The organism is Agrobacterium sp. 10T429 (assembly GCF_056393925.1).
In genome coordinates this window covers 209,555-232,870 of the sequence record NZ_JBFTGV010000010.1, presented here as the reverse complement: position 1 = coordinate 232,870, position 23,316 = coordinate 209,555, and the positions used below count along the sequence as shown (strand labels likewise).

Here is a 23,316-nt window from a genome sequence, read left to right as displayed (position 1 = left end):
ACCGTGACCTTGCCCTGCCACAGGCCGGTTTCTTTCGACAGCGTCAGGTGCTCGGGCCGCACGCCGGCGGTGGTCGCACCCTTTTGCCGGGCGTAGTCGCCGGTCACCAGGTTCATGCGCGGCGAGCCGATGAAGCCGGCGACGAAGAGGTTGGCGGGCGAGCGGTAAAGCTCCATSGGCGARCCGACCTGCTCGATATTGCCGCGGTTGAGGACCACGATCTTGTCGGCCATGGTCATGGCCTCCACCTGGTCGTGGGTGACGTAGATCATCGTCGTCTTCAGCGTGTTRTGCAGCTCGGAGATTTCCAGCCGCATGGTGCCGCGCAGCGCCGCATCGAGGTTGGAGAGCGGYTCGTCAAACAGGAACGCCTTCGGTTCGCGCACGATGGCGCGGCCGATGGCGACRCGCTGGCGCTGGCCGCCGGACAGTTGCGAGGGCCGGCGTTCGAGATAATCGGTGAGGTTRAGGATACGGGCGGCATCGTCGACCTTCTTGTCGATGACGGCCTTGTCGAGCTTGGCCATCTTCAGCGGGAAGGCGATGTTGTTGCGCACGCTCATATGCGGATAAAGCGCATAGGACTGGAACACCATGGCAAGGCCGCGCTCGGCCGGGGCCTTTTCGGTGGCGTCGTTGCCGTCGATGACTATTCTGCCGCCGGAGACGTCTTCCAGCCCGGCAATCAGGCGTAGCAGCGTTGACTTGCCGCAGCCGGACGGGCCGACGAAGACGACGAACTCGCCGTCATGGATRTCGAGATCGATCGACGGGATGACTTTTGCCTCGCCGAAGAGCTTGGACACGTTCTGAAGGGAAATGCTGCCCATTATTGTCGTTCCTTATTTCACGGCGCCAAAGGTGAGGCCACGCACGAGTTGTTTCTGCGAGAACCAGCCGATGACGAGAATGGGGGCGATCGCCATCATCGAGGCGGCCGAGAGCTTGGCCCAGAACAGCCCCTGCGGTGAGGAGAAGGAGGCGATGAAGGCCGTCAGCGGTGCCGCATTGGTGGTCGTCAGCCGGATGGTCCAGAAGGATTCGTTCCAGGCAAGAATGACGTTCAGGAGCAGCGTCGAGGCAATGCCCGGAACCGCCATTGGTGTCAGYACATGYACGATCTCGTTCCAGAGCGAGGCACCATCCATGCGSGCTGCTTCMAGGATCTCGCCGGGGATTTCGCGGAAGTAGGTATAAAGCATCCACACCACGATCGGCAGGTTGATGAAGGTGAGCATGACGGTCAGCCCAATGCGGGTATCGAGCAGGCCGGCATTGCGGAAGATCAGGTAGATCGGCACCAGCACCGCCACCCCCGGCATCATCTTGGTGGAGAGCATCCACATCAAAATGTCCTTGGTGCGTTTGGTCGGCGAGAATGCCATGGCCCAGGCGGCGGGAATGGCGATCATGAGCGCGATGATCGTCGAGCCGAGCGACAGCACGACCGAGTTCATGAACGGCTTGAAGTAATCGCGCTGGGTCTGCACGGTGATGTAGTTTTCGAGYGTGCCCGAGGGAATGAGGCTGAAGCCTGCGATCGCCTCCGGCTCGGTCTTGATCGAGGTGAGGAAGGCGTAAAGGATCGGGAAGAACAGCARMARCGCCACGGCCCATGCCGCGATGGTGAAGCCGATCTTTGCGCGTGTCGTTGTCTTGCGGGCCATGATCGCTKCTCCTTAACGGTCGAGGTTCTTGCCGACGGCGCGCATCAGGAAGATGGCGACGATATTGGCGAGCACGACGGCGATGATGCCACCGGCCGATGCGCCGCCGACGTCGTAGCCCAGAAGCGCCGTGCGATAGATGAGGAAGGCAAGGTTGGTCGAGGCRTAGCCGGGGCCGCCATTGGTGGTGACGAGKATTTCCGCGTAAACGCCGAGCAGGAAGATCGTCTGGATGAGGATGACGACGGTGATGGCGCGGGCAAGATGCGGCAGCGTCAGGTAGATGAAGCGGTTGATGAAGTTGGCGCCATCCATCTCGGCCGCTTCCTTCTGCTCGCCATCGAGCGACTGSAGGGCKGTGAGCAGGATCAGCGTKGCAAAGGGCAGCCATTGCCAGGCGACGATGATGATGATGGAGAGCAGCGGAAACTGCGCGAACCAGTCGACCGGCTGCAGGCCGAAGAAGCGCGACAGATCGGCAAGYACGCCGTAACCGGGATGCATGATCATGTTCTTCCACACCAGCGCCGCGACAGGCGGCATGACGAAGAAGGGYGAGATGATCATGATGCGTACGATGCCCTGACCGAAGATGTCCTGGTCAAGCAGAAGCGCAATCGCAATACCGCCGATGACRGTGATCAGAAGCACGCCGCCGACGATGGCAAGCGTGTTGAAGATCGACTGGAAGAAGGCCGGATCGGTGTAGAAATACTGGTAATTGAACAGGCCCGCAAAGCTGACATTGGCAGGGTTGAGGAGATTGTAGTTCTGGAACGAAAACCACAGCGTCATCGCCAGGGGCACGATCATCCACACCAGCAAAAGCAGCACCGAAGGCGCAAGCATAACCCGCGCCAGACCGCTCGTGTTTCGTGTTGCCATTGCACTAACCTCCCCATGGGCTCGGGCATCACGAAATGCCCCCGGCATATCCGGAAGAACCGGCTCATTCCAGTTTTGATTTGAAAGGCTTAAAGGCCGCCGCGCAGCTCGCGGCTTGCGCCCCCAAGGTTCGCTGCCCGGCATTGGCGCCGGACAGCGATCTTCAGGAGGATTACTTGATGTAACCGGCGCGGGTCATTTCACGCGTCGCTGTCGACTGGGCGCTGGCAAGCGCGTCGTCGACACTGGACTGGCCGGCAACGACCGCCGAGAACAGCTGACCGACCGTGGTGCCGAGCGCCTGGAATTCAGGGATCGCCACGAACTGACCGCCGGTGTAAGGCACGGGCTTTACGGTCGGCTTGGTGATGTCAGCGGCATCCATCGCAGCAAGCGTCGGCTTGGCGAAGGCGGCTGCTTTTTCATAGTCAGCATTCTTGTAAAGCGAGGTGCGGGTACCCGGAGGCACGTTTGCCCAGCCTTCCTTGGCAGCGACGAGTTGGGTATATTCCTTGCTTGTTGCCCAGGAGATGAACTTCTCGGCGGCATCCGCCTTCTGCGAGCTCTTCGGGATAGCAAGGTTCCAGGACCACAACCAGTTGCCATGGTTCTTCAGCTCGCCATGCGTCGGGAAGAGCGCATAACCGACCTTGTCGGCAACGGTCGAATCCTTCGGGTTTGAAACGAAGGAAGCAGCCACCGTGGCGTCGATCCACATGCCGCATTTGCCCTGCTGGAAAAGCGTCAGGTTTTCGTTGAAGCCGTTGGAGGAAGCACCCGACGGACCGGCATCCTTCATCAGATCGACGTAGAACTGAAGAGCGCTCTTCCATTCCGGCTGATCGAACTGCGGCTTCCAGTTCTCATCGAACCAGCGGCCGCCAAAGGAGTTGGTGAGCGCGCTGATGAAGGCCATGTTCTCGCCCCAGCCAGCCTTTCCGCGCAGGCACATGCCGTTGATATCCGTCTTGCGATCGGTAATCTTGCGGGCAGCGTCACCGATGAATTCCCAGGTCGGGTTTTCAGGCATCTTCAGGCCGGCTTTTTCAAACAGGTCCTTGCGATACATGATCATGGCGGATTCGCCGTAGAACGGCGCCGCATAAAGCTTGCCTTCGCTGGAAAGACCACCACGGATCGCCGGCAGAATATCATCCACGTCGTATTTGTCGCCAAGCTTTTCTAGCGGCAGCAGCCAGCCCTGCTTGGCCCAGATCGGCACTTCATAGTTGCCGATGGTCATGATGTCGTACTGACCGCCATTGGTGGCGATATCGGTCGTCACGCGCTCGCGCAGGACGTTTTCTTCAAGCGTGACCCATTCCACCTTGATGTCGGGGTTCTTGGTGGTGAAGTCGGAGGTCAGACCCTGCATGCGGATCATGTCGCCGTTGTTGACGGTGGCGATGGTCAGCGTTTCGGCGGAAGCAAGGGTCGAAAAGGCGAGTGCCGAGCATGCGCCCAGCAAAATGGTCTTCAATGTCATATCTTCCTCCCAGAAGAAATTTATGAGCATTCGCTTTGCTCTGGGGCATTTACTCACCCGCAGCCGAAAAAAGTCAAGCAACATCCTGTGCTGCGGCGCACATGGAAAAATCAAGTCATTGATTTTAATAAATTAATTTTTGCTCAATGAGTGAGCAAATATTCACTTGTCGCTTCGTCGGTGATGAGGCCGTTCAAAAGACCACCCCTCAGTGCCGCGAGAATCGAGGCATTCTTGCGCGCGCCCTGCGCCATGCCGATGACCGTGCAGGTCTCTCTGGATGGAATGGGAACGGAGGCGACGCGCTCGTTGACGGAATGGTCGAGAATGCGGCCGTTGGCATCATACATCCAGCCGCAGATTTCGCCGATCGCACCGCTTGCCATCAGGGCCTTCATCTCGTCGACACCGAGAAAACCATCAACGCAGAGCGGTGCATTTTCTCCCAGTTCGCCGACGCCGACGAAGGTGACATTGGCGGCTGCACCCAGCGCCAGCGTGGAGCGCACCATGGACTGGTCGTGCAGCAGTTCCCGCTCTTCCGCAGACGAGCAGAGAACCGGCAGCGGCATCGGAAAATGCCGCGCCTTGATGGCATCGGCCATACTGAAGATGACGTTGTAATAGGCGGCCGATCCATCCGGCCCGATATTGCCTGTCAGTGACACGATGCGGTGCTGCGGACATTCCATCGGCGGCAGTTGGTCCACAGCCGCCTTCAGCGTACGGCCGGTGCCGATGGCAAGCACGATGGGATCGGCATTTTTCAGCCAGCGCTCGATTTCCGCCGCGCCGGCCTCGGCAATGCCGACCGTGGAGGAAACGCCAGCGGGATCGCTCGGCACCACCTCGATATATCTAAGGTCGAATTTCTGCTTCAGCCGCTCCGCCTTTTCGAGACAGGCGGCGATGGGATGATCGAGCCGGACCTTGATCAACCGCTCGGCGACGGCCAGCGATACCAGCCGCTGCGCCGATTGCCGGGATATGCCCATGGCAGCAGCAATCTCGTCCTGCGTGCGGCCCGCGACATAATAAAGCCAGCCAGCACGCGCCGCATCATCCAGCCGTCCATGTGCGTCGTTCCGTCTGGCCATGCCGCCGCCCTCTAAGAATTATGCTCGAGCATTTGCTGGCATTTTTTCAGGCCGCCTGTCAAACGGCACAGCGACTGAGCGAAGCGTTTGGCGGCACCGGGCACCTCTAAAGAAGATGCAAAACATTTCCTCCGTCATGCTCGGGCCTGTCCCGAGCATCTGCAATGCACCGATTTACGAGACATTGGCAGATCCTCGGCACAAGACCGAGGATGACGTCGTCAACACAGAGGCACCTATCCCTGCGCAGTTTCCTCTATATCAAGCCGCTTCCTGCACCAGATGCCCTGCCGAAACCTCGCGGTAATGGCGTTGCGGCGGAACATAGTTCACAGGACGGATCGGGCTTTTGATCTCGTCCGTTGCCATGTTGCGCCTGATCTGGCGCCGGGCCGGATCCGGCACCGGAACGGCGGACATCAGCTTTTTCGTATAGGGGTGCTGCGGATTATCGAAGACGGCGGCGCGTGGGCCGATTTCGACGATCTCGCCGAGATACATCACCGCGACACGATGGCTGACACGCTCCACCACAGCCATATCGTGGGAAATGAACAGGAAGGCGAGGTTGAGGCTCTGTTGCAGATCGAGCAGCAGGTTACAGACCTGCGCCTTGATGGAGACATCAAGCGCCGACACCGCTTCATCGGCAACGATGACCTTGGGGTCAAGCATCAGCGAACGGGCAATGGCGATGCGCTGGCGCTGGCCGCCGGAAAACTCATGTGGGAAGCGCCGCATCATATCCGGGCTGAGGCCAACCTTCTCCATCAGGTCCGCCGCCTTTTCACGCGCCTGCGCCTTCGGTCCAAGCCGGTGTTCGATGAAGGGCTCCATGATCGCCGTGCCGATGCTCATGCGCGGATCGAGACTGGCGAAGGGGTCCTGAAAGATCATCTGCACGCTGCGGCGCATGGTGCGCAACGTCGTCTTGTCGAGTTTCATCACCTCGTAACCGTCGAGCGTCACGTTACCGGAGGTCGGTTCGATCAGCCGGGTGATCGACCGCCCCGTGGTGGACTTGCCGCAGCCGGATTCACCGACCAGCGATAGTGTCTCGCCCTCAGCCAGATCGAAGGAGACCTTCTCCACCGCATGCACGGCACCGGACTTGCGGCCGAGAAGACCGGACCGGATATCGAAGCGGGTCGTCAGGTCCCGGACCGAAAGAATGGGCGTGCGACCACCGGAAACCGTGTTCCTGACCTCTTCGACCGGTTGGCTTTCGCCGGTCTTGATATCGATGATCGGAAAGCGGGCGGGCAGCACCCGCTCTTTCATCGAACCGAGCTTCGGCACCGCCGAAAGCAGGGCGCGCGTATAGGGATGGTTCCCGCGATGGAAGATATCGTCCGTCGTGCCGGTTTCCACCACGTCGCCGCGGAACATGACGATGGTGCGGTCAGCCACTTCCGCCACCACGCCCATATCATGGGTGATGAACAGGACCGACATGCCCTCCTCTTCCTGCAATTGCTTGATAAGGTCGAGAATCTGGCCCTGAATGGTCACGTCGAGCGCCGTCGTCGGCTCGTCTGCAATCAGGAGCTTCGGCTTCGACGCAAGCGCCATGGCAATCATCACGCGCTGGCGCATGCCGCCGGAAAACTGGTGCGGATAGTCGTCGAAACGGTTCTTCGCATTGGGAATGCGGACTTTTTCCAGAAGCCTGACAACTTCGGCCTTGGCAGCAGATGAGGAAATATCCTGGTGCACGGTCAGCGCTTCGGCGATCTGCTTGCCGATCGGGAAGATCGGATTGAGGCTGGTCATCGGCTCCTGGAAGATCATCGAAATGTCCTTGCCACGAATCTTGCGCATCTCCTCTTCCGGAAGTGCCAGCAAATCGCGCCCGCCGAGCATGACCTTACCCTCGATGCGGCTCGTTTTCTTATCGAGAAGCCGCATGATCGACAGCGACGTCACGCTTTTGCCCGAGCCGCTTTCGCCAACGATCGCCACCGTCTCGCGGGGCGCAATGTCGAAACTCATATTGCGGACGACCGATTTCCAGCCGCCATCAACGCGGAAGGACGTGGTCAGATTTTGAACCGAAAGTACCGGGCTTACCGAACCGCCGGTCTGTTCCATGGATGTTGCCGCCAAAAGCATGCCGATCTCCTGAAAAGCGAAAGGCGGCCGTGAAGGCCGCCGGATGTCTTACGCAGCAAGCGCGGTTTCGGCCATCGAGACCCAGTAGCTGATGCCGTAAGGCAGGGCCTCGTCGTTGAAGTCATAGGCGGCATTGTGCAGCCCGGCCGTGTCGCCGTTACCGATGAAGATGAAGGCGCCGGGGCGTGCTTCCAGCATGTAGGAAAAATCTTCCGCGCCCATATGCGGGTTGGGATTGGTGTTGACGGCGTTTGCGCCTGCCACACCTGCCGCCACGCTGGTTGCGAATTCGGTTTCGTCATTGTGGTTGAAAGTAACGGGATAACCGCGATCGTATCTCACCTCCGCCGTCGCACCATGCGCCATGGCGGTGGCTGTCGCCACTTCCTTCAACCGTTTTTCGGCGAAATCGCGGGTTTCCGGCAGCAGGGTGCGCACCGTGCCGGTCAGCGTCACCGAACCGGGAATGACATTGCCCGCTGTGCCGCCGTGGGTAGTGGCGACGGTGACGACCAGCGATTTCAACGGGTCCGTTTCCCGCGAGACGATGGATTGCAGGGCGATGATGATATAGGCCGAGGTCAGCACCGGATCGACGGAAAGATGGGGGGCCGCCGCATGGCTGCCCTTACCGGTAATGACGATCTCGAAACTATCCGCCGCCGCCATCGTCGAACCCTTGCGGATGGCGAAATTGCCGACCGGAATGCCCGGCTCGTTATGCATGCCATAGACCTGAGAAATGCCGAATTTCTCCATCATGCCGTCGTTCAGCATGGCAAGTGCCCCTGCGCCACCCTCTTCAGCCGGCTGGAAGATGACGGCCACGGACCCTTTGAAATTACGGGTCTCGGCCAGATATTGCGCCGCACCCAAAAGCATGGCCGTGTGCCCGTCATGGCCGCAGGAATGGGCCTTGCCCGGAACCTTGGAAGCCCAGGGCTTGCCGCTGGTTTCGAGGATCGGCAGCGCATCCATGTCGGAGCGGAAACCGATGGTCGGGCCGTCTCCGTGCCGCCCCTTAATGATGCCCACCACGCCGGTCTTGCCAATGCCGGTTTCGACGATATCGCATCCGAAGGATTTGAGTTTCTCCGTCACGAATTTCGAGGTTTCGAAGACGTCGTAGAGCAGCTCCGGCGTCTCGTGCAGGTGGCGCCTCCAACCGGCTACTTCTTCCTGCATCTCGGCCACACGGTTCAATATCGGCATTCCCATTTTTCCTTTTTTTGTTCCCCGCCGGGTTGTCGGGAACCATATTGCGTTTGGAATTTCTGCTTTTGCAAGTATGAATTTCGCTAAATGAGTGAAAAATAGGCCCGAAGCCAATCGGCTCAAATTTTGTTCATCAATCAGAGTTTGGGGCTTGCATTTCAAAAAAACTGACAATAGCATCATTGGGAACGGAAGAATATTAGTTATCAAAATCAAACACTTAAAACAAAAGACTTGCAAATGACGTTGAGGAAAAGCGTCAAACATTCAAACAGATAAAATCTTCAAAGGGGAAAATCACAATGAAGAAGCGCAGCGTTCTCTTTGCCAGCACGGTGGCGGCCTTGGCCATGGCAGGCTCTGCCGCCCATGCCGAGCGTGGCAGTGACGGCGAACTGAAAATCCTTTTCTGGCAGGCTGTATCGACACTCAACCCTTATCTTTCCGGCGGCACCAAAGAGATCTACAGCTCGTCCATGGTGATTGAGCCTCTGGCCCGCTACGACGAAAAGGGCGAGCTGGTGCCGATGCTGGTGAGCGAGATCCCGACGGTCGACAATGGCGGCGTCGCGAAGGATCTGCTCAGCATGACGTGGAAGCTGAAAAGCGACGTCAAATGGTCCGACGGCACGCCGCTTACCGCTGACGACGTCATCTTCACGTGGAAATATTGCACCGCACCCGACGGCGGCTGCGCGCAGGCGGCGCAATATGAAGGTGTGAAAAACGTTGAGGCTATCGATGCCCATACCGTCAAGATCAGCTTCACTGAACCCAAGCCCTACCCCTACTCGGCATTTGTCGGCGCGCAATCGCCCGTCATCCAGAAAAAGCAGTTCGAAAACTGCGTCGGCGCCGCGGCTCCCGGCTGCACATCCGCCAATTTCGGCCCCATCGGCACCGGCCCCTTTGTGGTCAAGGAGTTCAAGCCGAACGACGTCATAAGCTATGTCGCCAACCCCAATTATCGTGATCCGGCCAAGCCCGCCTTTGCAACGGCTACCCTGAAGGGCGGCGGTGACGCAGCTTCCGCTGCGCGTGCCGTGCTTGAAACGGGTGAATTCGACTACGCCTGGAACATGCAGGTGGAGCCGGAAATTCTGGCGACCATGGTGGCCGCCGGCAAGGGTAAGCTGGAAACCGCCTTCGGCACGCAGGTCGAGCGTATCAATCTCAACTGGTACAATGCCGATCCTGCGCTGGGTGACAAGCGCTCCACCAAGGAAGGCGGTCCGCATCCGGCCCTTTCCGACCCGGCCGTGCGCCGTGCACTCTCGCTCGCCATCGACCGCGACATTATCGATGAGACGGGTTATGGCGAGGCGGGCAAGCCGACCTGCAACATCGTGCCGGCCCCGGCGGCTGTTGCTTCGACGAAAAACGACAGCTGGTGCCTGAAGCAGGATCTGGAAGGTGCAAACAAGCTGCTCGACGATGCAGGCTGGGTGAAGGGGGCCGATGGCATCCGCGCCAAGAACGGTGTGAAACTGTCCTTCCTCTACCAGACCTCCACCAACTCCGTTCGCCAGGCAGCGCAGGAACTGGTGAAGGACATGTGGTCGCAGATTGGCGTTGCTGCCGAACTGCGCAATGTCAGTGCCTCCGTCTTCTTCGGCGGCGATCCGGCAAGCCCGGATACCTTCCAGAAATTTTATGCCGACGTTGAAATGTACACCAACAATTTCGACGGCACCGACCCGGAAAAATATCTGGCGGAATGGCTCTGCGACAAGATCCCCGCCCCCGCAAACGGCTGGCAGGGTCAGAATATTCCGCGTTATTGCAACCCGGAATTCGACAAGCTGGTGGGCGTACTTTCCAAGACGACGGACTTCGCCAAGCGTGGAGAAATCGCCAAGCAGCTGAACGACATGCTGACGGAAGAAGGCGCGCATATTCCGCTGATCCACCGTGGCAACGTCTCCTCGCATTCGCTGACACTCGAAGGCGTTCGCATGAACGCCTGGGATTCGGAACTCTGGAACGTCGCGGACTGGTCCCGCAAAAAGTAATCCGCAAATGCGCGGTCGCCCCTGACGGGGGGACCGCGCTCATTTTGCGAGACCCTGACGGTCTGGAGACTTTTCGATGTTTACCTTTACGCTCCGGCGGCTTGCCTTTGCCGTACCGACGCTGCTCGTCATCAGCTTCGTCATATTCGCCCTGCTCGATCTGGCGCCAAATGATCCGACCGGCGACCTGCCGCTGACCATTCCGCCCGAAGTGCGCGAGCAGATCCGCGCCTCCCTCGGCCTCGACCAGCCTTTCTTCATCCGTTACCTGATGTGGCTGCAGCAATTTTTCATCAATGAACCGCTGAACCTGTTCGAGAAGCTGACAGGCTGGCAGATCGGCGACGGTAGCCGCATGCGTGTGCTGTCCTGGGCAACGCGCAGCCCGGTGGTCGATCTCGTCATCCAGCGCATGCCGCAAACGCTTTGGGTCGTCGGCCTTGCCTATCTCTTCGGCGCGCTTCTGGCGATCCCGATCGGCGTCATTTCCGCCTACAAACAATATTCGATCTTCGATCAGATCGGCACCTTCGTCTCGATGGTGGGTTATTCGGTTCCCACCTTCTTCACCGGCGTGCTGCTGGTCGTCATCTTCAGCTCCTATCTGCAATGGTTCCCTTCCGTCTACGACACCAATCTGCAGGTGACTGACTGGGGAAGCCTCGTGGCACAGATCAAACAGATGTTCATGCCGGTTCTGGTGCTGACCCTTTACAACGTCTCGCAGATCAGCCGTTTCGTACGCGCCTCGATGCTGGACAATCTGCATCAGGACTATGTACGCACCGCGCGTGCCAAGGGCGTGAAGGAAAAATCCGTTCTGCTCGTTCACGTCCTGCGTAACAGCCTCATACCCGTCGTCACCGTCATCGCACTCGGCGTGCCGACGATCTTTTCCGGCGCCATCATTACCGAACAGATTTTCCGCGTGAACGGGCTTGGCCAATTGCTGATCACTGCCGTTCAGGGCGCGGATATTCCGCTGGTGCAGACGCTGACCTTCATTTTCGCGGTGCTTATCGTGCTCTTCAACCTGATTGCCGACGTGCTTTACGGCATTCTCGACCCGAGGATCCGCTATGACTGACGCCACCCTCGCAGCACCAGCCGTTGCCGCCACGCCTGTGCAATCGGCACTTGCCGATATCTGGAAACAGTTCCGCGTCCACAAGGGCGGCGTGGCAGGCCTGTTCGTTTTCATCTTTATTTTGCTTGCGGTCTATGTCGGGCCCTATATCCACACCGTCGCGCCCAATGCCATCAATGTGAAGGAACGCAACCAGTGGCCGTCGCTGGCGCATCCCTTCGGCACCGACAATCTGGGCAAGGACATGCTGGCGCAGGTGCTGGCGGGCGGGCGCATCTCGCTTGCCGTCGGCATCACCGCCATGCTGCTGGCGCTGTTTCTCGGCACGCTGGTGGGGGTGCTGTCAGGCTATTTCCGAAGACTTGACGGGCCGCTTATGCGGCTGACGGACCTGTTTCTGGCCCTGCCGCTGCTGCCGCTGCTGCTCGTCATTCTCATGCTGTTCCGTGATACGCTGCGTGCCGCTTTCGGGCCGGAAACCGGTATCTTCATCCTCATCGTCTTCGTGATCGGGGTAACCAGTTGGATGCATACCGCACGCATCGTGCGCGGCGACGTGCTGACGATCAAAAGCCAGGAGTTTATCATGGCGGCGAAATCGAGCGGCATGCGCGAATACCGCATTATCCTGCGCCATATCCTGCCGAATGTGTTGAGTTCGATCATGGTCTCAGCCACGCTCGGCATCGCCTCGGCCATCATCACGGAATCGGCGCTGTCCTTCCTCGGCCTCGGTTTTCCGTCAGACTTTCCGACCTGGGGACGGCTGTTGTTCGATGGCGCCAACTTCCTGCAGCTGACGCCCTCGCGCGTGCTGTGGCCTGGACTGGCAATCTCGCTGACGGTTCTGAGCGTCAACTATATCGGCGATGCCGTGCGCGATGCGCTTGATCCAAGGGCGCTTAAGAGCTGACGCGAAGGGCGCGGTGGCTGCGCCCTTCCCTTTATCTCAGTGATAATTCATCTTTTCCGCGTCGAGAATGCTGTCTGCATCCAGCGCAGCAATCGGAATGTCGCTGCGCGCCGGAATATCGCCGGAAAGCTGCAAGGCCAGATAACGCCCGCAGCAGACTCGTAAAAACGAGGTGAAGTTGCCGAGATCATGCCCGGCATCGATCGATTCATTGTAAAGCTTGGCAATGAGCTGCGCGCTGTTCATGCGATCGCGGCGTGAAATCTCGTCCAGAGTCGTCCAGAAGAAGTTTTCAAGTCTGACGCTGGTGACCATGCCATCGATCCGCAAAGACCGGGTATGGCTTTCCCAAAGCGTCGGGTCTGCCTTGATGAAAAGCTTGCACATGATGTCCTCCCTCAGCAAGCTGCAGAAGATAGACGGGAAACGGGACCGGTAAAAGCCCCATTCCGCCGGCCTTATCTGCCGAGCACCGCCATGAATTGCGAAAGCCATGCCGGATGCGCCGGCCATGCGGGCGCCGTCACCAGCTTGCCGTCGGTAACCGCCGCGTCGATGGCGATATCGGCATAGGTGCCGCCCGCCAGTTCCACCTCGGGGCGGCAGGCCGGATAGGCCGAGCAGGTGCGGCCCTTGAGGACACCCGCAGCCGCCAGCAATTGGGCACCGTGGCAGACGGCCGCGACCGGCTTGTCAGCCTCGAAGAAATGCTTCACGGCGGCAAGCACATCCGCATTCAGCCGCAGATATTCCGGCGCGCGACCACCCGGAATGACCAGCGCGTCGTAATCCGCGACCTTGATATCGGCAAAAGTTGCGTTGAGCGCGAAATTATGACCGCGTTTTTCTGAATAGGTCTGGTCGCCCTCGAAATCATGGATCGCGGTCGCGATCGTCTGGCCAGCCTTCTTGCCGGGGCAGACGGCATGCACCGTGTGACCAACCGCAAGCAGCGTCTGGAACGGCACCATGGTCTCGTAGTCCTCGGCGAAATCGCCGGTGATCATCAAAATCTTCTTCGGCATGCTTGCTCCTCCCATTTTGAATGCCCGGGGCACCGTAACAGGAGGGGTGGAGAAGCGGGTATTATGGCTATACTACAGGGCCGATAAAGACGGGATCAGCGCGCTTCGGGCGGCTCCGGCCAGCGCCGAACACCGCCGCCCCAATCCTCGAAGGCCTTGGAAAGCTTGAGAACGAGCAGATCCGCGTAACGCGGGCCGACGATCTGCAAGCCGATGGGCATCCCGGATTTCGACAAGCCGCAATTGATCGAGGATGCCGGCTGTTCCGACATGTTCCAAGGGACGGTGAAGGCGATATGTTCGAAGGGTCGGTCGGGATCGTTGGTGGGCGAGGCCCAGTCGGCCGGATAGGAGACGATGGGATTGACGGGTGAAATCACCACATCAACCGACTGCATCAACCGCCCGCAGGCTTTGCGCATTTCCATGGTCTGGTTGAAACCGAAAACGGCCCGCGCGCCGGAAACACCAGCGCCCTTCTGCGCCCATTCGTGAATATAGGGAAGGATCGCCGCGCGTCGTTCGTCACTCAGCGCCGCCATATCGCCCCAGAATTTCGCCCGCCAGAAATCATCCAGCCCATCCAGCATGTCCCGAGACAGCACCGGCTCGACCGGGACCACGATGGCACCTGCATCTTCGAACAGCTTTGCGGACGCCACAACAGCATCCCGCACCTCATCGTCCAGGGCCAAGCCGCAGCCGGCATCCAGCATCAGGCCGATCCTCAGGCCCTTTACGTCGATATCGAGGTCCATCCAGTTGATATCGTTGGGCGGCAGCGCGGTGCCGTCACGCCAGTCCGGGCGGGAAAGTGTGGCCATGGCATAGGCGGCGTCAACGACGGTGCGGGTCATCGGTCCGGCGCAACGGCCGGTATAATAGGGATCGACAGGTATGCGGCCCTGGCTGGGCTTGAAGCCGAACAGCCCCGTCCACCCCGCCGGTAGCCGCACCGAGCCGCCAATATCCGTACCGATATGCAGCGTGCCGTAACCTGCAGCACCGGCAGAAGCCGCACCGGCACTGGAGCCGCCGGGGTTCTGTGTCGGGTCCCACGGGTTGCGGCTGAGCTTGTGAAAACTGGAAAGGCCTGATGACAACATGCCGTAATCCGGGCAGGTGGTCTTGGCGTAAATGATGGCGCCGTCCTCGCGGCAGCGGGCCGCAACCGGCGCGTCTTCCAGAGCCGGCACCAGTTCCACCGCTTTGGTGCCAAGCGGAACCGGCTGGCCTTTGGTGGCGATCAATTCCTTCAGCGACACCGGAATCCCATCGAGGGGCCCAAGCGTTTCACCTGTTTGCCAGCGCATCGTCGAGGCCAGCGCCTGCTTACGGGCATCCTCGGGATCATAGGCGTAAAGCGCGTTCACCGTGGGCTCGAATGCGTCGATACGGGCCTCTACCGCCTTCCAATATTCCGATGGCGACAGCTTCTTTTGCCCGTAAAGCGCCAGGATTTCGAGCGTGTTGAGGTGTATGAGATCGGTCATAAGCTTCGTCTCGTCAGAAAACAGATAATATGGGCGATATCGGCTTGAAGCGGTCAGCTGGTATCGCGTGGGTCCAGCAGGTCGCGCAGGCCATCGCCAAGCAGATTGAGGCCGAAGACCGCGAGCGCAATGGCAAGGCCGGGCATGATGGCAAGCCAGGGTGCTGCGCCAAGATAGGTCTGCGCATCGGCGAGCATCCGCCCCCAGGTGGCGGCCGGCGGCGGCATGCCGAGACCGAGGAATGAGAGTCCCGCTTCGGTGAGGATGGCAAGGCCGAGCTGGATCGTCACCTGCACGATGATCTGGTTGGAAATATTCGGCACGATATGAAACAGCGTGATCTTGGCGCGGTTCTGGCCGATGCTGGTGGCGGCGGTGACATATTCCCGCGACCATATCTGCAAGGCAGCACCCAGCGTCAGCCGCGCAAAGACCGGCACCATGAAGGTGGCAATGGCGATGATGGCGGTGAACCGCCCCGTACCGATGAACGCGCCGAGCATCATGGCCGACAAAATCGGCGGTACGGCGAAGATGATATCGCAGGCGCGCATCACCAGGGTTTCGGTGAAACCGCGCAGTGCCGCGACCGATACGCCAAGCGCCGTGCCAATGAGCGCGCCGATGGCAACGGCGGCGATGGAGGTGGAGAGCGAATTCCATGCCCCCGCCATCAGCATGGACAGCACATCGCGGCCAAAATGGTCGGTGCCAAGCCCGCCATAGGCAAAGGGCGATTTCAGCTTCTGGGCAATCTGTATCTTCGTCGGAGAAACCGGCGTCCAGACCAGCGAAAGCAGGGCAACCGCGACAAGAAAGAGAGTGACGGCGATGCCAAGGACGAAAGCGGGGCGGCGGCGGATCAGTCGCATCATCGTGCACCTGCCCGCAGTCTTGGATCGATAAAGAGATAGGCGATATCGACCAGAAAATTCATGACGATGACAAGCGCCGAGAAGAACAGTACGACAGACTGCATGACGACGATATCCCGCTGGGTCAACGCCTGATAGGCAAGCCGCCCGAGGCCCGGCAGGTTGAAGACATTCTCCACCAGCACTGCCCCGGCAATCAGGAAGGTGAATTGCAGGCCGATCATGGTGACAACGGGGATCATGGCGTTCGGCACCGCATGTCGCCACAGCGCTACCCGCTCGCTCAGCCCCTTGGCGCGGGCGGTGCGCACGAAATCCTCGTTCATTACCTCAAGTACTGCCGAGCGGCAGACGCGGGTGAGGACGCCTGCCTGCGACAGCGCAAGCGCAATGGCTGGAAGCACAAGCGCGATAAATCCGGCAGAGAAACTCGGACGCCAACCGGGAAAACCGCCAGATGGCATCCAGCCGAGCGTGGTGGAAAAGACGATGATGAGCAGCAGCCCGACCCAGAAACCGGGAACGGCAATGCCGACATGGGAAAACAGCCCGGCTGCGAAATCCACCGGCCCGTTTCGGCTTCTCGCTGCCGCGACGCCGAGCGGAATGGCGATGGCGACCGATAGGCAGACCGCGAGCAGCGCAAGCGGCAGGGTGACGGCAAGCCGCTCGACAATAAGCCCCGCTACCGGCACGCCGTAGGTATAGGATTGTCCGAGATCACCCCGGAATACGCCTGCAAGCCAGTGGATGTAACGCAATGGCAAGGGCTGATCGAGACCCATCTGCTTTTGCAGCGCGAGAAGCGTATCCGGGCTCGCCGACGTACCGAGCATGATGGCCGCCGGATCACCCGGCAACAGCCCCATGATGATGTAGATGATGAGCGACACCGCAAACAGCGTGACGATGAGGCTTGCAAGGCGCCGGACGAGAACGGCTAACATCTGGAATTCTTTCCTTGCGTTGTTTCGTTTCGGGATGTGGCGGATGGATTTATTGTCATCCCCGCACACTCTTCCCTCATCCCTGTGCTTGTCACAGGGATCCAGCCGAAGCGTGCCTGCGCGGCGGAAAGTTTCCTTTCAGCCCAACGACTTGGGCTGGCTGGATTTCTGTGACAGGCACAGGAATGAGGTGGTGGGTAGGAATGCGCCTCGCCGTTCACGACAAACGTCACTCTTCCCAATGCACATCCGTCAGCACATTGGAGGGAATGGGTTCGTTTTCCCACAACCCCTTCAACTTCTTGTCCCAGACGCCGAGTTTCGGCATCACGAACAAGAACAGCGCCGGCACATCTTCGGCGAGGATTTTCTGGGCTTCGCCGTAAAGCTTTTCCTGCTCGGCCGCATCCGCCGTCTTTTCGACATTGGCGATGACCTCGTTGAAGGCAGGGTTCTTATAGTTGAAATAATAGGGATCACGGGAGTAGATATCGATATCCATCGGCTCAGCGTGGGCGACGATGGTCATGTCGTAATCCGCGCCCTTCAAAACATCCGCCACCCATTTTGCCGGAAATTCCGTGGTCTCGATGGTCATGGTGACACCGATTTCGGCCAGCATCGCCTGGAGGATTTGCGAGGTCCGCTGGGCATAGGCCATTTGCGGGGCCTTGATCGTGAAGCTGAAACCGTCGGGGTAACCCGCTTCGGCAAGAAGCGCCTTTGCCTTGTCTATATCGTAAGAATGAACACCGGTCGTATCGATGTAACCGCGATCGTTCGGCGTGTAGTGGCTGCCGATGGCCGTGCCGTAACCCGACCATGCGCCTTCAATCACCGTGCCGCGGTCCACCGCCATCATCAGCGCCTGGCGCACGCGCTTGTCGTTGAAGGGTTTGCGGGCATTGTTCATGCCAGCCACGACCTTGAGTTCCGTATTCCCGACGAAGGTACCGAGACGCGCATCGCCGTCGAAGGACGTCATCAGTTCCGGCGCGCCGAATTCCGGGAAGGCATCGATATCGCCGGATTTCAGTGCCGCTGCCTGCGCCTGCGGATCGGAAACGAAGCGGAAGGTGGCCTTTTCAAGCTTCACCGCCACCGCCTTGTCCCAATAGGCCGCGTTCTTCTCCAATTCCACCTTGTCGCCCTTGGCCCAGTTTGCGAACTTGAACGGGCCGGTGCCGATAGGCGTGGTACGGTTATTGTCAGCGCTCTTCGGCGCAACCATGACGGAGGCCGGCCAGCCGAGCCAGTAGATCAGGCTGCCCGCCGGCTGCTTCAGCTTCAGTACCAGCGTCGCGGCATCCGGCGTTTCTATGCTCTCGATGGCGGTGAAGAAGCGTTTTTGTGGGTTTACCGACGTTTCACCGCGTGCCCGGTCGAGCGAAAATTTCGCAACGGAGGAATCGAAGGCCTCGCCGTCGTGGAAGGTAACCCCCTGGCGCAGCTTGAACGTATAGGTCTTGCCATCGGCTGAAATTTCCCAGCTTTCGGCAAGCTGCGGTTTCACCTTGCCGTCATGGTCGATGGTGACGAGACCTTCGAATATGTTCTGCCAGCTGACCTGACCGATGGCGACGGGTGCCGCAATTGTCGGGTCGAGACCCGTCGGCTCCACTGTCATGCCCAGCGTCAAGGCGGTCTTCGGCGCGGCCGCGGCGTCCGTCATAGAAAGCGGCATCCAGAGCGCCGTCCCCAGTGCAAGCGCAAGCGCGGCGCGCCGCGTAACTTTCAGCGGCTGCGAAAAATAAGTGCGTGGCATCATTGTCCCCTGTCTGGCGGCCGAGGCATTTTTGCCTTTCGAAGACCACCCGTTGCAAAAAGAGTGTCATGTTGCAGGCGCACACACAATCGTGATTTTTGTGTGCTCCGTGTAGCTGAAATGGCTACACGGAAATACGGATGGAAATCAACCGGGATGGACAATTCTCCAGGCTGGCGAATTCCCCTACCCCGCTGTCGCCTCGCGCATGAAACGCTCGATGAAATCGGCAAGCTTGGAGGCGGCGAAGGATAGTTGCCGGTCGGGCGCCACGCAGAGATCGATCTGGGTGTGGATGCCCTTCTTGCCGGAAAGCGGAACAGCAACCATCTGGCCGCTGCGGATTTCACGCGCCACCGACAAGGCCGGCAACAGCGTGGCCGCGGCATGGCCCAGAACCAGTTCCTTCAGCATTTCCAGCGAACTGGTGATAAAGACGGGATCAAGCTCGATACCGGCATCGGCAAACAGTGTATCGAAGGCCTGACGCGCCGCGAAACTCTTGTCCGGCAGGGCAAGCGGCAGGCCGGCCAGTTCCTTCAGCGAGACTTCCGCCTGCGCGGCAAGCGCATGGCCGGTCGGAAAAATAGCATCGTAACTGATACGGGTGCGCGAGCGCACTTTCACGCCGGAGACCTTGGGCGCAAAAAGGCTGACGACCAGATCCGCTTCGGCTGCACCCAGTGCTTCCATCGCCTGGCGCGCGCTGGTGATGTGCACCTCGAAGCGCAACTGCGGATATTTGAGGCTGAACTGCGCCAGCACCGGCGCCAGAAGGTTCGCCACCGTCGCGCCATTGGCATAAACGGTGACCCGGCCGCGCTGAAGCCCCTTCAGGTCATCGATCAGCTGGTGCACATGGTCGAGTTCGCGCAGCGTCTTGCCGGCGCGGGCAGCCAGCAATTCCCCCGCCGCCGTCAGCTTCACGCCCCGGCTGGAACGCTCCACCAAAGGCGAGCCAAAATAATATTCGAGGTTCTCGATCTGGCGGCTGACTGCCGTCGGCGCGACATTCAGATTTTCGGCAGCGGCGCGCATGGAATTGGTGCGGACAAGTTCGTCGAAATACATCAATGCGCGCAATTGCATGGTCGGGATACCCTGTTTTGGCCGACACTGTCCGTCATGCCGGGCTTGACCCGACTATAGCGGCAGCTCAAGCGCGCTTGAAGCCCTCGCTCGCCACCAGCAGCTGCCTGGTATAATCCGCAGTAAACTCGCGGCTTTCCAGCGCTTCCGCCTCCAGCATTTCCACCACCTTGCCGCTTTTCATCACCGCAAGGCGATCGCACATGTGGCTGATGACGCCGAGATCGTGGCTGACCATAACGAAGGTGAGGTTGCGGTCCTTGCGGGCCTGTTCCAGCAGATTGAGGATTTCCGCCTGGATGGACGCGTCGAGCGCCGAGGTCGGCTCATCCAGTAGCAGTATCTTCGGCTCGACGATCAGCGCGCGGGCAATGGCGATACGCTGCCGCTGACCGCCCGAAAGCTGGTGCGAATAGCGGAAGCGGAAACCGGTGCCGAGACCCACCTCATCAAGCGCGCGCGCGATTCGATGCTCGCGATTGTCGAGACCATGGATGACGAGTGGTTCCAGCAGCAGCGCATCCACTGTCTGGCGGGGGTGCAGGGAACCGTAAGGGTCCTGAAACACCATCTGCACATCGCTATAAAAGCTCTTGTCGCGGTGCTTGCTCGAATAGGAGCGACCAGCCACCATCAACGAGCCTTCATCGAAATGGTTGAGGCCGGCAATTGCCCGAAGCAGCGTCGACTTGCCGGAACCGGACTCGCCGACGATACCGAAGGACTCACCCTCGGCCACATCGATGCTGACACTGTCGAGCGCGATATATCCGTCGAAATCGACCACCATGTCTTTGATAGAAAGAACCGTGCTCATGCGCGCCACTCCGCCTTGCGTTCCAGAACCGGCAGCGGATGCCGGTGGCCGCCAATTTCCGGCAGGCAGTTCAAAAGACCCTGCGTATAGGGATGCTTCGCCTCTTTAAGATTGGCAGAAGACAGCTCCTCAACGACCTTGCCCGCATACATGACCAGAACGCGGTCGCAGAAAGATGACACCAGCCGCAGATCGTGGCTGACGAAAATCAGCCCCATGCCGCGGTCGCGAACCAGCTTGTCGAGAATATCGAGCACTTCGAGCTGCACCGTCACGTCGAGCGCGGAAGTCGGCTCATCGGCGATCAGAAGTTCCGGGCCGCAGACCAGCATCATGGCAATCATGACGCGTTGGCCCATTCCGCCGGAAACCTCGTGCGGGTAAAGATCGAACACGCGCTCGGGATCGCGGATCTGCACGGCCTCCAGCATGGCGAGCGTGCGTTGGCGCGCCTCGCCGGAACCGATGCTTTCATGGGTACGCAGCGTTTCCATGATCTGGCGGCCGATGGGCATGACCGGGTTCAACGAATATTTCGGATCCTGCAGGATCATGGCCAGGCGCTTGCCGCGCATGAGCCGCCGCTCCTTTGCCGAAGCACCGAGAAGATCGACATCGCCGAAGCGCAACACATCGGCCTCGATGCGAGCGCTTTTCGGGGTCAGCCCCATGATGGCGCGGCCGGTCTGCGATTTGCCGGAGCCGGACTCTCCGACGATGCCTAGGCGTTCGCGTCCCAGCGTGAACGAGACGCCACGCACCGCCTCCACCAGCCCGGTGCGGGTGGGGAAGGAAACGCGTAGATTCTCGACGGTCAGAAGCGGCGCGCTCAATGGTTCGCCTCCTTGGGGTCCAGCGCATCGCGCAGGCCATCGCCCAGAAGGTTGAAACCGAGGCTGACGATCAGGATCGCAATGCCCGGCATGGCGGCAACCCACCATTGGTCGAGAATGAAACGGCGTCCGGAAGCAATCATCGCGCCCCATTCCGGCAGCGGCGGCTGTGCACCGAGGCCAAGGAAGCCGAGACCGGCTGCTGTGAGGATGATGCCCGCCATATCGAGCGTGACACGCACGATGAGCGACGACATGCAAAGCGGCATGACGTGTTTCAGGACGATGCGAAACGGCGACGCGCCCATGAGCTTGACCGCCGCGATGAAATCGGAATTGCGGAAGGTCATGGTTTCGGCGCGCGCGATGCGCGCATAGGGCGGCCATGAGGTGACCGCGATGGCGAGCACCGCGTTTTCAATGCCCGGTCCAAGTGCGGCCACCAGCGCAAGCGCCAGAACCAGCTTCGGAAAGGCCAGAAAAATATCGGTGATGCGCATCAGAACGGCATCCACCCAGCCGCCGGCATAACCCGAGACGGTGCCGACGATGAGTCCGATGGGTGCGGCGATGATGGCCACCAGAAGCACGACGAACAGGGTCAGCCGCGAACCGTGGATGAGGCGCGAGAGAATATCACGCCCCTGATCGTCAGTGCCGAGCAGGTAACCTTCTGTCCCCGGAGGCAGAAGCCGAGCATTGCGCAGATCGCCCTGCACCGGATCGTGTGGTGCAAGCACATTGGCAAACAGTGCGACAAGCAGCAGCGCAATGATAATGCCGAGGCCAAGCAGCGCCAGCCGGTTTTCCGAAAAGCGCCGCCAGATGACATAGGCACGGCCAAGCCGTGCCTGCCTGCGCGAGGCAGGACGGTCGGAGAGCAGCCATTCGCGGCTGTAGGGTTTGAGTGTATCGGTCGAAATCGTCATCGGCTGCGCGTCCTTGGGTCGAGCGTCCGGTAAAGCAGATCGGAGAAGAGATTGATGCCGACGAAGATGGCGCCGATCACGATCGTGCCGCCAAGAACGGCATTCATATCCGCATTCTGCAGGGAATTGGTGATGTAGAGGCCGAGCCCCGGCCACGCGAAGATGGTTTCGGTCAGCACCGAACCTTCCAGCAGACCGGCGTAAGATAGCGCAATCACGGTCACCAGCGGCACGGCGGCGTTGCGCAGAGCGTGAAACCAGATGATGCGCGTTTCCGAAAGCCCCTTGGCGCGCGCCGCAACGATATATTCCTGGGCGAGCTCATTCAGCATGAACGAACGCGTCATGCGGCTGATATAGGCCAGCGAAAAATAGCCGAGCAGAGAGGCGGGCAAGATGATGTGGCGGAACAGATCCCACAATACGTCCCATTGCCGTTGCCAGATCGCGTCGATCAGGAAGAAACCCGTGACCGGCGTAAAGGTGAATTCGTAGACGATATCCATCCGGCCGGGATAGGCGACCCATTGCAACCGGGCGTAAAACACCAGCAGCGCCAGGAGGCCAAGCCAGAAAATCGGCACGGAATAGCCGATAAGGCCAATGACGCGCACGACCTGGTCGGCAAAGCTGCCGCGCTTGACCGCGGCAAGCACGCCGAGCGGAATGCCAAAAACGGCGCCGATGATGGTGCCGAGCGTGGCAAGCTCTATGGTCGCCGGGAAAACCCGCTTGATATCCTCCATCACCGGGTTGGTGGTGAGGACTGAGATGCCGAAATCACCCGACAGCGCCTGCTTCAGATAGATGAAGAACTGCTGCCAGAGCGGCAGGTTGAGGCCGAGCTGCTCACGCACGCGCTCGACCACATGCGCAGGAGCGCGGTCGCCGACGATCGCCAGTGCGGGATCGATCGGCACAACGCGGCCAATGAAAAATGTGACCGCCATCAGCCCCAGAAAGGTGGTGATGACGGTGACGGCGAAGCCGAGAATGGCCTTCGCGCGGGCGTTGGCACGGCGTTTGCCCTGCCTCGCCCGGCTGTTTGCTTCAACGATGCTCAAGAGAC

Annotated in this window: 21 protein-coding genes; 3 read left to right on the top strand and 18 right to left on the bottom strand. The window is 59.9% G+C overall.

Annotated features, from left to right (window positions below):
• From AC1DCP_RS21200 to AC1DCP_RS21170, 7 genes are all read right to left on the bottom strand, one after another.
• Positions 1–830: ABC transporter ATP-binding protein (locus AC1DCP_RS21200; protein ID WP_019566493.1), on the bottom strand; the 830-nt coding region annotated here is incomplete at its 3' end.
• Between the two features lie 12 nt (positions 831–842).
• Complete coding sequence (locus AC1DCP_RS21195) at positions 843–1,667, bottom strand: carbohydrate ABC transporter permease (RefSeq protein WP_476774612.1); 825 nt, start codon at positions 1,665–1,667, stop codon at positions 843–845.
• A gap of 12 nt (positions 1,668–1,679) precedes the next feature.
• Complete coding sequence (locus AC1DCP_RS21190) at positions 1,680–2,552, bottom strand: carbohydrate ABC transporter permease (protein WP_013761441.1); 873 nt, start codon at positions 2,550–2,552, stop codon at positions 1,680–1,682.
• Between the two features lie 172 nt (positions 2,553–2,724).
• Positions 2,725–4,038 carry an ABC transporter substrate-binding protein gene (locus AC1DCP_RS21185; RefSeq protein ID WP_013762306.1) on the bottom strand — a complete coding sequence of 438 codons (1,314 nt, stop codon included), beginning with the start codon at positions 4,036–4,038 and terminating at the stop codon, positions 2,725–2,727.
• Positions 4,039–4,181: 143 nt separating this feature from the next.
• Entirely contained in the window at positions 4,182–5,135 is a 954-nt protein-coding gene (locus AC1DCP_RS21180) for a sugar-binding transcriptional regulator (RefSeq protein ID WP_003518080.1), read from the bottom strand.
• A gap of 261 nt (positions 5,136–5,396) precedes the next feature.
• A complete protein-coding gene (locus AC1DCP_RS21175) occupies positions 5,397–7,247 on the bottom strand; it encodes an ABC transporter ATP-binding protein (RefSeq protein ID WP_476774611.1) in 1,851 nt (616 codons plus the stop codon).
• 48 nt (positions 7,248–7,295) lie between these two features.
• Positions 7,296–8,459, bottom strand: coding sequence for a M20 aminoacylase family protein (locus tag AC1DCP_RS21170; RefSeq protein WP_025595062.1), 1,164 nt, complete (start codon positions 8,457–8,459; stop codon positions 7,296–7,298).
• A gap of 305 nt (positions 8,460–8,764) precedes the next feature.
• On the opposite strand from AC1DCP_RS21170, the gene AC1DCP_RS21165 reads away from it, so the two are divergent.
• The 3 genes from AC1DCP_RS21165 to AC1DCP_RS21155 all read left to right on the top strand — a co-directional run bounded on the left by AC1DCP_RS21165 (position 8,765) and on the right by AC1DCP_RS21155 (position 12,474).
• Positions 8,765–10,474: a peptide ABC transporter substrate-binding protein gene (locus AC1DCP_RS21165; RefSeq protein ID WP_025595063.1), complete on the top strand. Its 1,710-nt coding sequence runs from the start codon at positions 8,765–8,767 to the stop codon at positions 10,472–10,474.
• A gap of 76 nt (positions 10,475–10,550) precedes the next feature.
• Positions 10,551–11,561, top strand: a complete 1,011-nt coding sequence (locus AC1DCP_RS21160) for an ABC transporter permease (RefSeq protein ID WP_025595064.1) — start codon at positions 10,551–10,553, stop codon at positions 11,559–11,561.
• Positions 11,554–12,474, top strand: coding sequence for an ABC transporter permease (locus AC1DCP_RS21155; protein WP_013762302.1), 921 nt, complete (start codon positions 11,554–11,556; stop codon positions 12,472–12,474). The genes AC1DCP_RS21160 and AC1DCP_RS21155 overlap by 8 nt, the downstream gene beginning before the upstream one ends.
• A gap of 36 nt (positions 12,475–12,510) precedes the next feature.
• On the opposite strand, the gene AC1DCP_RS21150 is transcribed toward AC1DCP_RS21155, so the two are convergent.
• The 11 genes from AC1DCP_RS21150 to AC1DCP_RS21100 all read right to left on the bottom strand — a co-directional run bounded on the left by AC1DCP_RS21150 (position 12,511) and on the right by AC1DCP_RS21100 (position 23,311).
• A complete protein-coding gene (locus tag AC1DCP_RS21150) occupies positions 12,511–12,861 on the bottom strand; it encodes a ribbon-helix-helix domain-containing protein (protein WP_476774610.1) in 351 nt (116 codons plus the stop codon).
• Between the two features lie 71 nt (positions 12,862–12,932).
• Positions 12,933–13,499 (bottom strand): DJ-1/PfpI family protein, encoded by a 567-nt coding sequence (locus AC1DCP_RS21145; RefSeq protein ID WP_003518089.1) that lies wholly within the window; start codon positions 13,497–13,499, stop codon positions 12,933–12,935.
• A gap of 95 nt (positions 13,500–13,594) precedes the next feature.
• Complete coding sequence (locus tag AC1DCP_RS21140; protein WP_476774609.1) at positions 13,595–14,992, bottom strand: amidase; 1,398 nt, start codon at positions 14,990–14,992, stop codon at positions 13,595–13,597.
• A gap of 53 nt (positions 14,993–15,045) precedes the next feature.
• Positions 15,046–15,867: an ABC transporter permease gene (locus tag AC1DCP_RS21135; RefSeq protein ID WP_013762300.1), complete on the bottom strand. Its 822-nt coding sequence runs from the start codon at positions 15,865–15,867 to the stop codon at positions 15,046–15,048.
• Positions 15,864–16,814, bottom strand: a complete 951-nt coding sequence (locus AC1DCP_RS21130) for an ABC transporter permease (protein ID WP_003518092.1) — start codon at positions 16,812–16,814, stop codon at positions 15,864–15,866. The genes AC1DCP_RS21135 and AC1DCP_RS21130 overlap by 4 nt, the downstream gene beginning before the upstream one ends.
• 229 nt (positions 16,815–17,043) lie before the next feature.
• Entirely contained in the window at positions 17,044–18,579 is a 1,536-nt protein-coding gene (locus AC1DCP_RS21125) for an ABC transporter substrate-binding protein (protein WP_003518093.1), read from the bottom strand.
• 186 nt (positions 18,580–18,765) lie between these two features.
• The gene (locus AC1DCP_RS21120) at positions 18,766–19,668 is read right to left on the bottom strand and encodes a LysR family transcriptional regulator (protein ID WP_025595068.1); all 903 of its coding nucleotides are present in this window, start codon (positions 19,666–19,668) and stop codon (positions 18,766–18,768) included.
• Between the two features lie 67 nt (positions 19,669–19,735).
• Positions 19,736–20,485, bottom strand: a complete 750-nt coding sequence (locus AC1DCP_RS21115; RefSeq protein ID WP_003518095.1) for an ABC transporter ATP-binding protein — start codon at positions 20,483–20,485, stop codon at positions 19,736–19,738.
• On the bottom strand, positions 20,482–21,318 hold the full coding sequence (locus tag AC1DCP_RS21110; protein ID WP_003518096.1) for an ABC transporter ATP-binding protein: 837 nt from the start codon (positions 21,316–21,318) through the stop codon (positions 20,482–20,484). The genes AC1DCP_RS21115 and AC1DCP_RS21110 overlap by 4 nt, the downstream gene beginning before the upstream one ends.
• Complete coding sequence (gene nikC, locus AC1DCP_RS21105) at positions 21,315–22,247, bottom strand: nickel transporter permease (RefSeq protein WP_476774608.1); 933 nt, start codon at positions 22,245–22,247, stop codon at positions 21,315–21,317. Before nikC ends, AC1DCP_RS21110 begins: the two co-directional genes overlap by 4 nt.
• On the bottom strand, positions 22,244–23,311 hold the full coding sequence (locus AC1DCP_RS21100) for an ABC transporter permease (RefSeq protein WP_003518099.1): 1,068 nt from the start codon (positions 23,309–23,311) through the stop codon (positions 22,244–22,246). The genes nikC and AC1DCP_RS21100 overlap by 4 nt, the downstream gene beginning before the upstream one ends.
• Positions 23,312–23,316 lie beyond the last annotated feature (5 nt).

Coding starts and splice junctions, on each gene's coding strand:
- AC1DCP_RS21115 (WP_003518095.1), bottom strand. CDS start 20,485: ATGAGCACGGTTCTTTCTATCAAAGACATGGTGGTCGATTTCGACGGA.
- AC1DCP_RS21145 (WP_003518089.1), bottom strand. CDS start 13,499: ATGCCGAAGAAGATTTTGATGATCACCGGCGATTTCGCCGAGGACTAC.
- AC1DCP_RS21165 (WP_025595063.1), top strand. CDS start 8,765: ATGAAGAAGCGCAGCGTTCTCTTTGCCAGCACGGTGGCGGCCTTGGCC.
- AC1DCP_RS21185 (WP_013762306.1), bottom strand. CDS start 4,038: ATGACATTGAAGACCATTTTGCTGGGCGCATGCTCGGCACTCGCCTTT.
- AC1DCP_RS21130 (WP_003518092.1), bottom strand. CDS start 16,814: ATGTTAGCCGTTCTCGTCCGGCGCCTTGCAAGCCTCATCGTCACGCTG.
- AC1DCP_RS21175 (WP_476774611.1), bottom strand. CDS start 7,247: ATGCTTTTGGCGGCAACATCCATGGAACAGACCGGCGGTTCGGTAAGC.
- AC1DCP_RS21170 (WP_025595062.1), bottom strand. CDS start 8,459: ATGCCGATATTGAACCGTGTGGCCGAGATGCAGGAAGAAGTAGCCGGT.
- AC1DCP_RS21135 (WP_013762300.1), bottom strand. CDS start 15,867: ATGATGCGACTGATCCGCCGCCGCCCCGCTTTCGTCCTTGGCATCGCC.
- AC1DCP_RS21150 (WP_476774610.1), bottom strand. CDS start 12,861: ATGTGCAAGCTTTTCATCAAGGCAGACCCGACGCTTTGGGAAAGCCAT.
- AC1DCP_RS21140 (WP_476774609.1), bottom strand. CDS start 14,992: ATGACCGATCTCATACACCTCAACACGCTCGAAATCCTGGCGCTTTAC.
- nikC (WP_476774608.1), bottom strand. CDS start 22,247: ATGACGATTTCGACCGATACACTCAAACCCTACAGCCGCGAATGGCTG.
- AC1DCP_RS21155 (WP_013762302.1), top strand. CDS start 11,554: ATGACTGACGCCACCCTCGCAGCACCAGCCGTTGCCGCCACGCCTGTG.
- AC1DCP_RS21120 (WP_025595068.1), bottom strand. CDS start 19,668: ATGCAATTGCGCGCATTGATGTATTTCGACGAACTTGTCCGCACCAAT.
- AC1DCP_RS21180 (WP_003518080.1), bottom strand. CDS start 5,135: ATGGCCAGACGGAACGACGCACATGGACGGCTGGATGATGCGGCGCGT.
- AC1DCP_RS21160 (WP_025595064.1), top strand. CDS start 10,551: ATGTTTACCTTTACGCTCCGGCGGCTTGCCTTTGCCGTACCGACGCTG.
- AC1DCP_RS21125 (WP_003518093.1), bottom strand. CDS start 18,579: ATGCCACGCACTTATTTTTCGCAGCCGCTGAAAGTTACGCGGCGCGCC.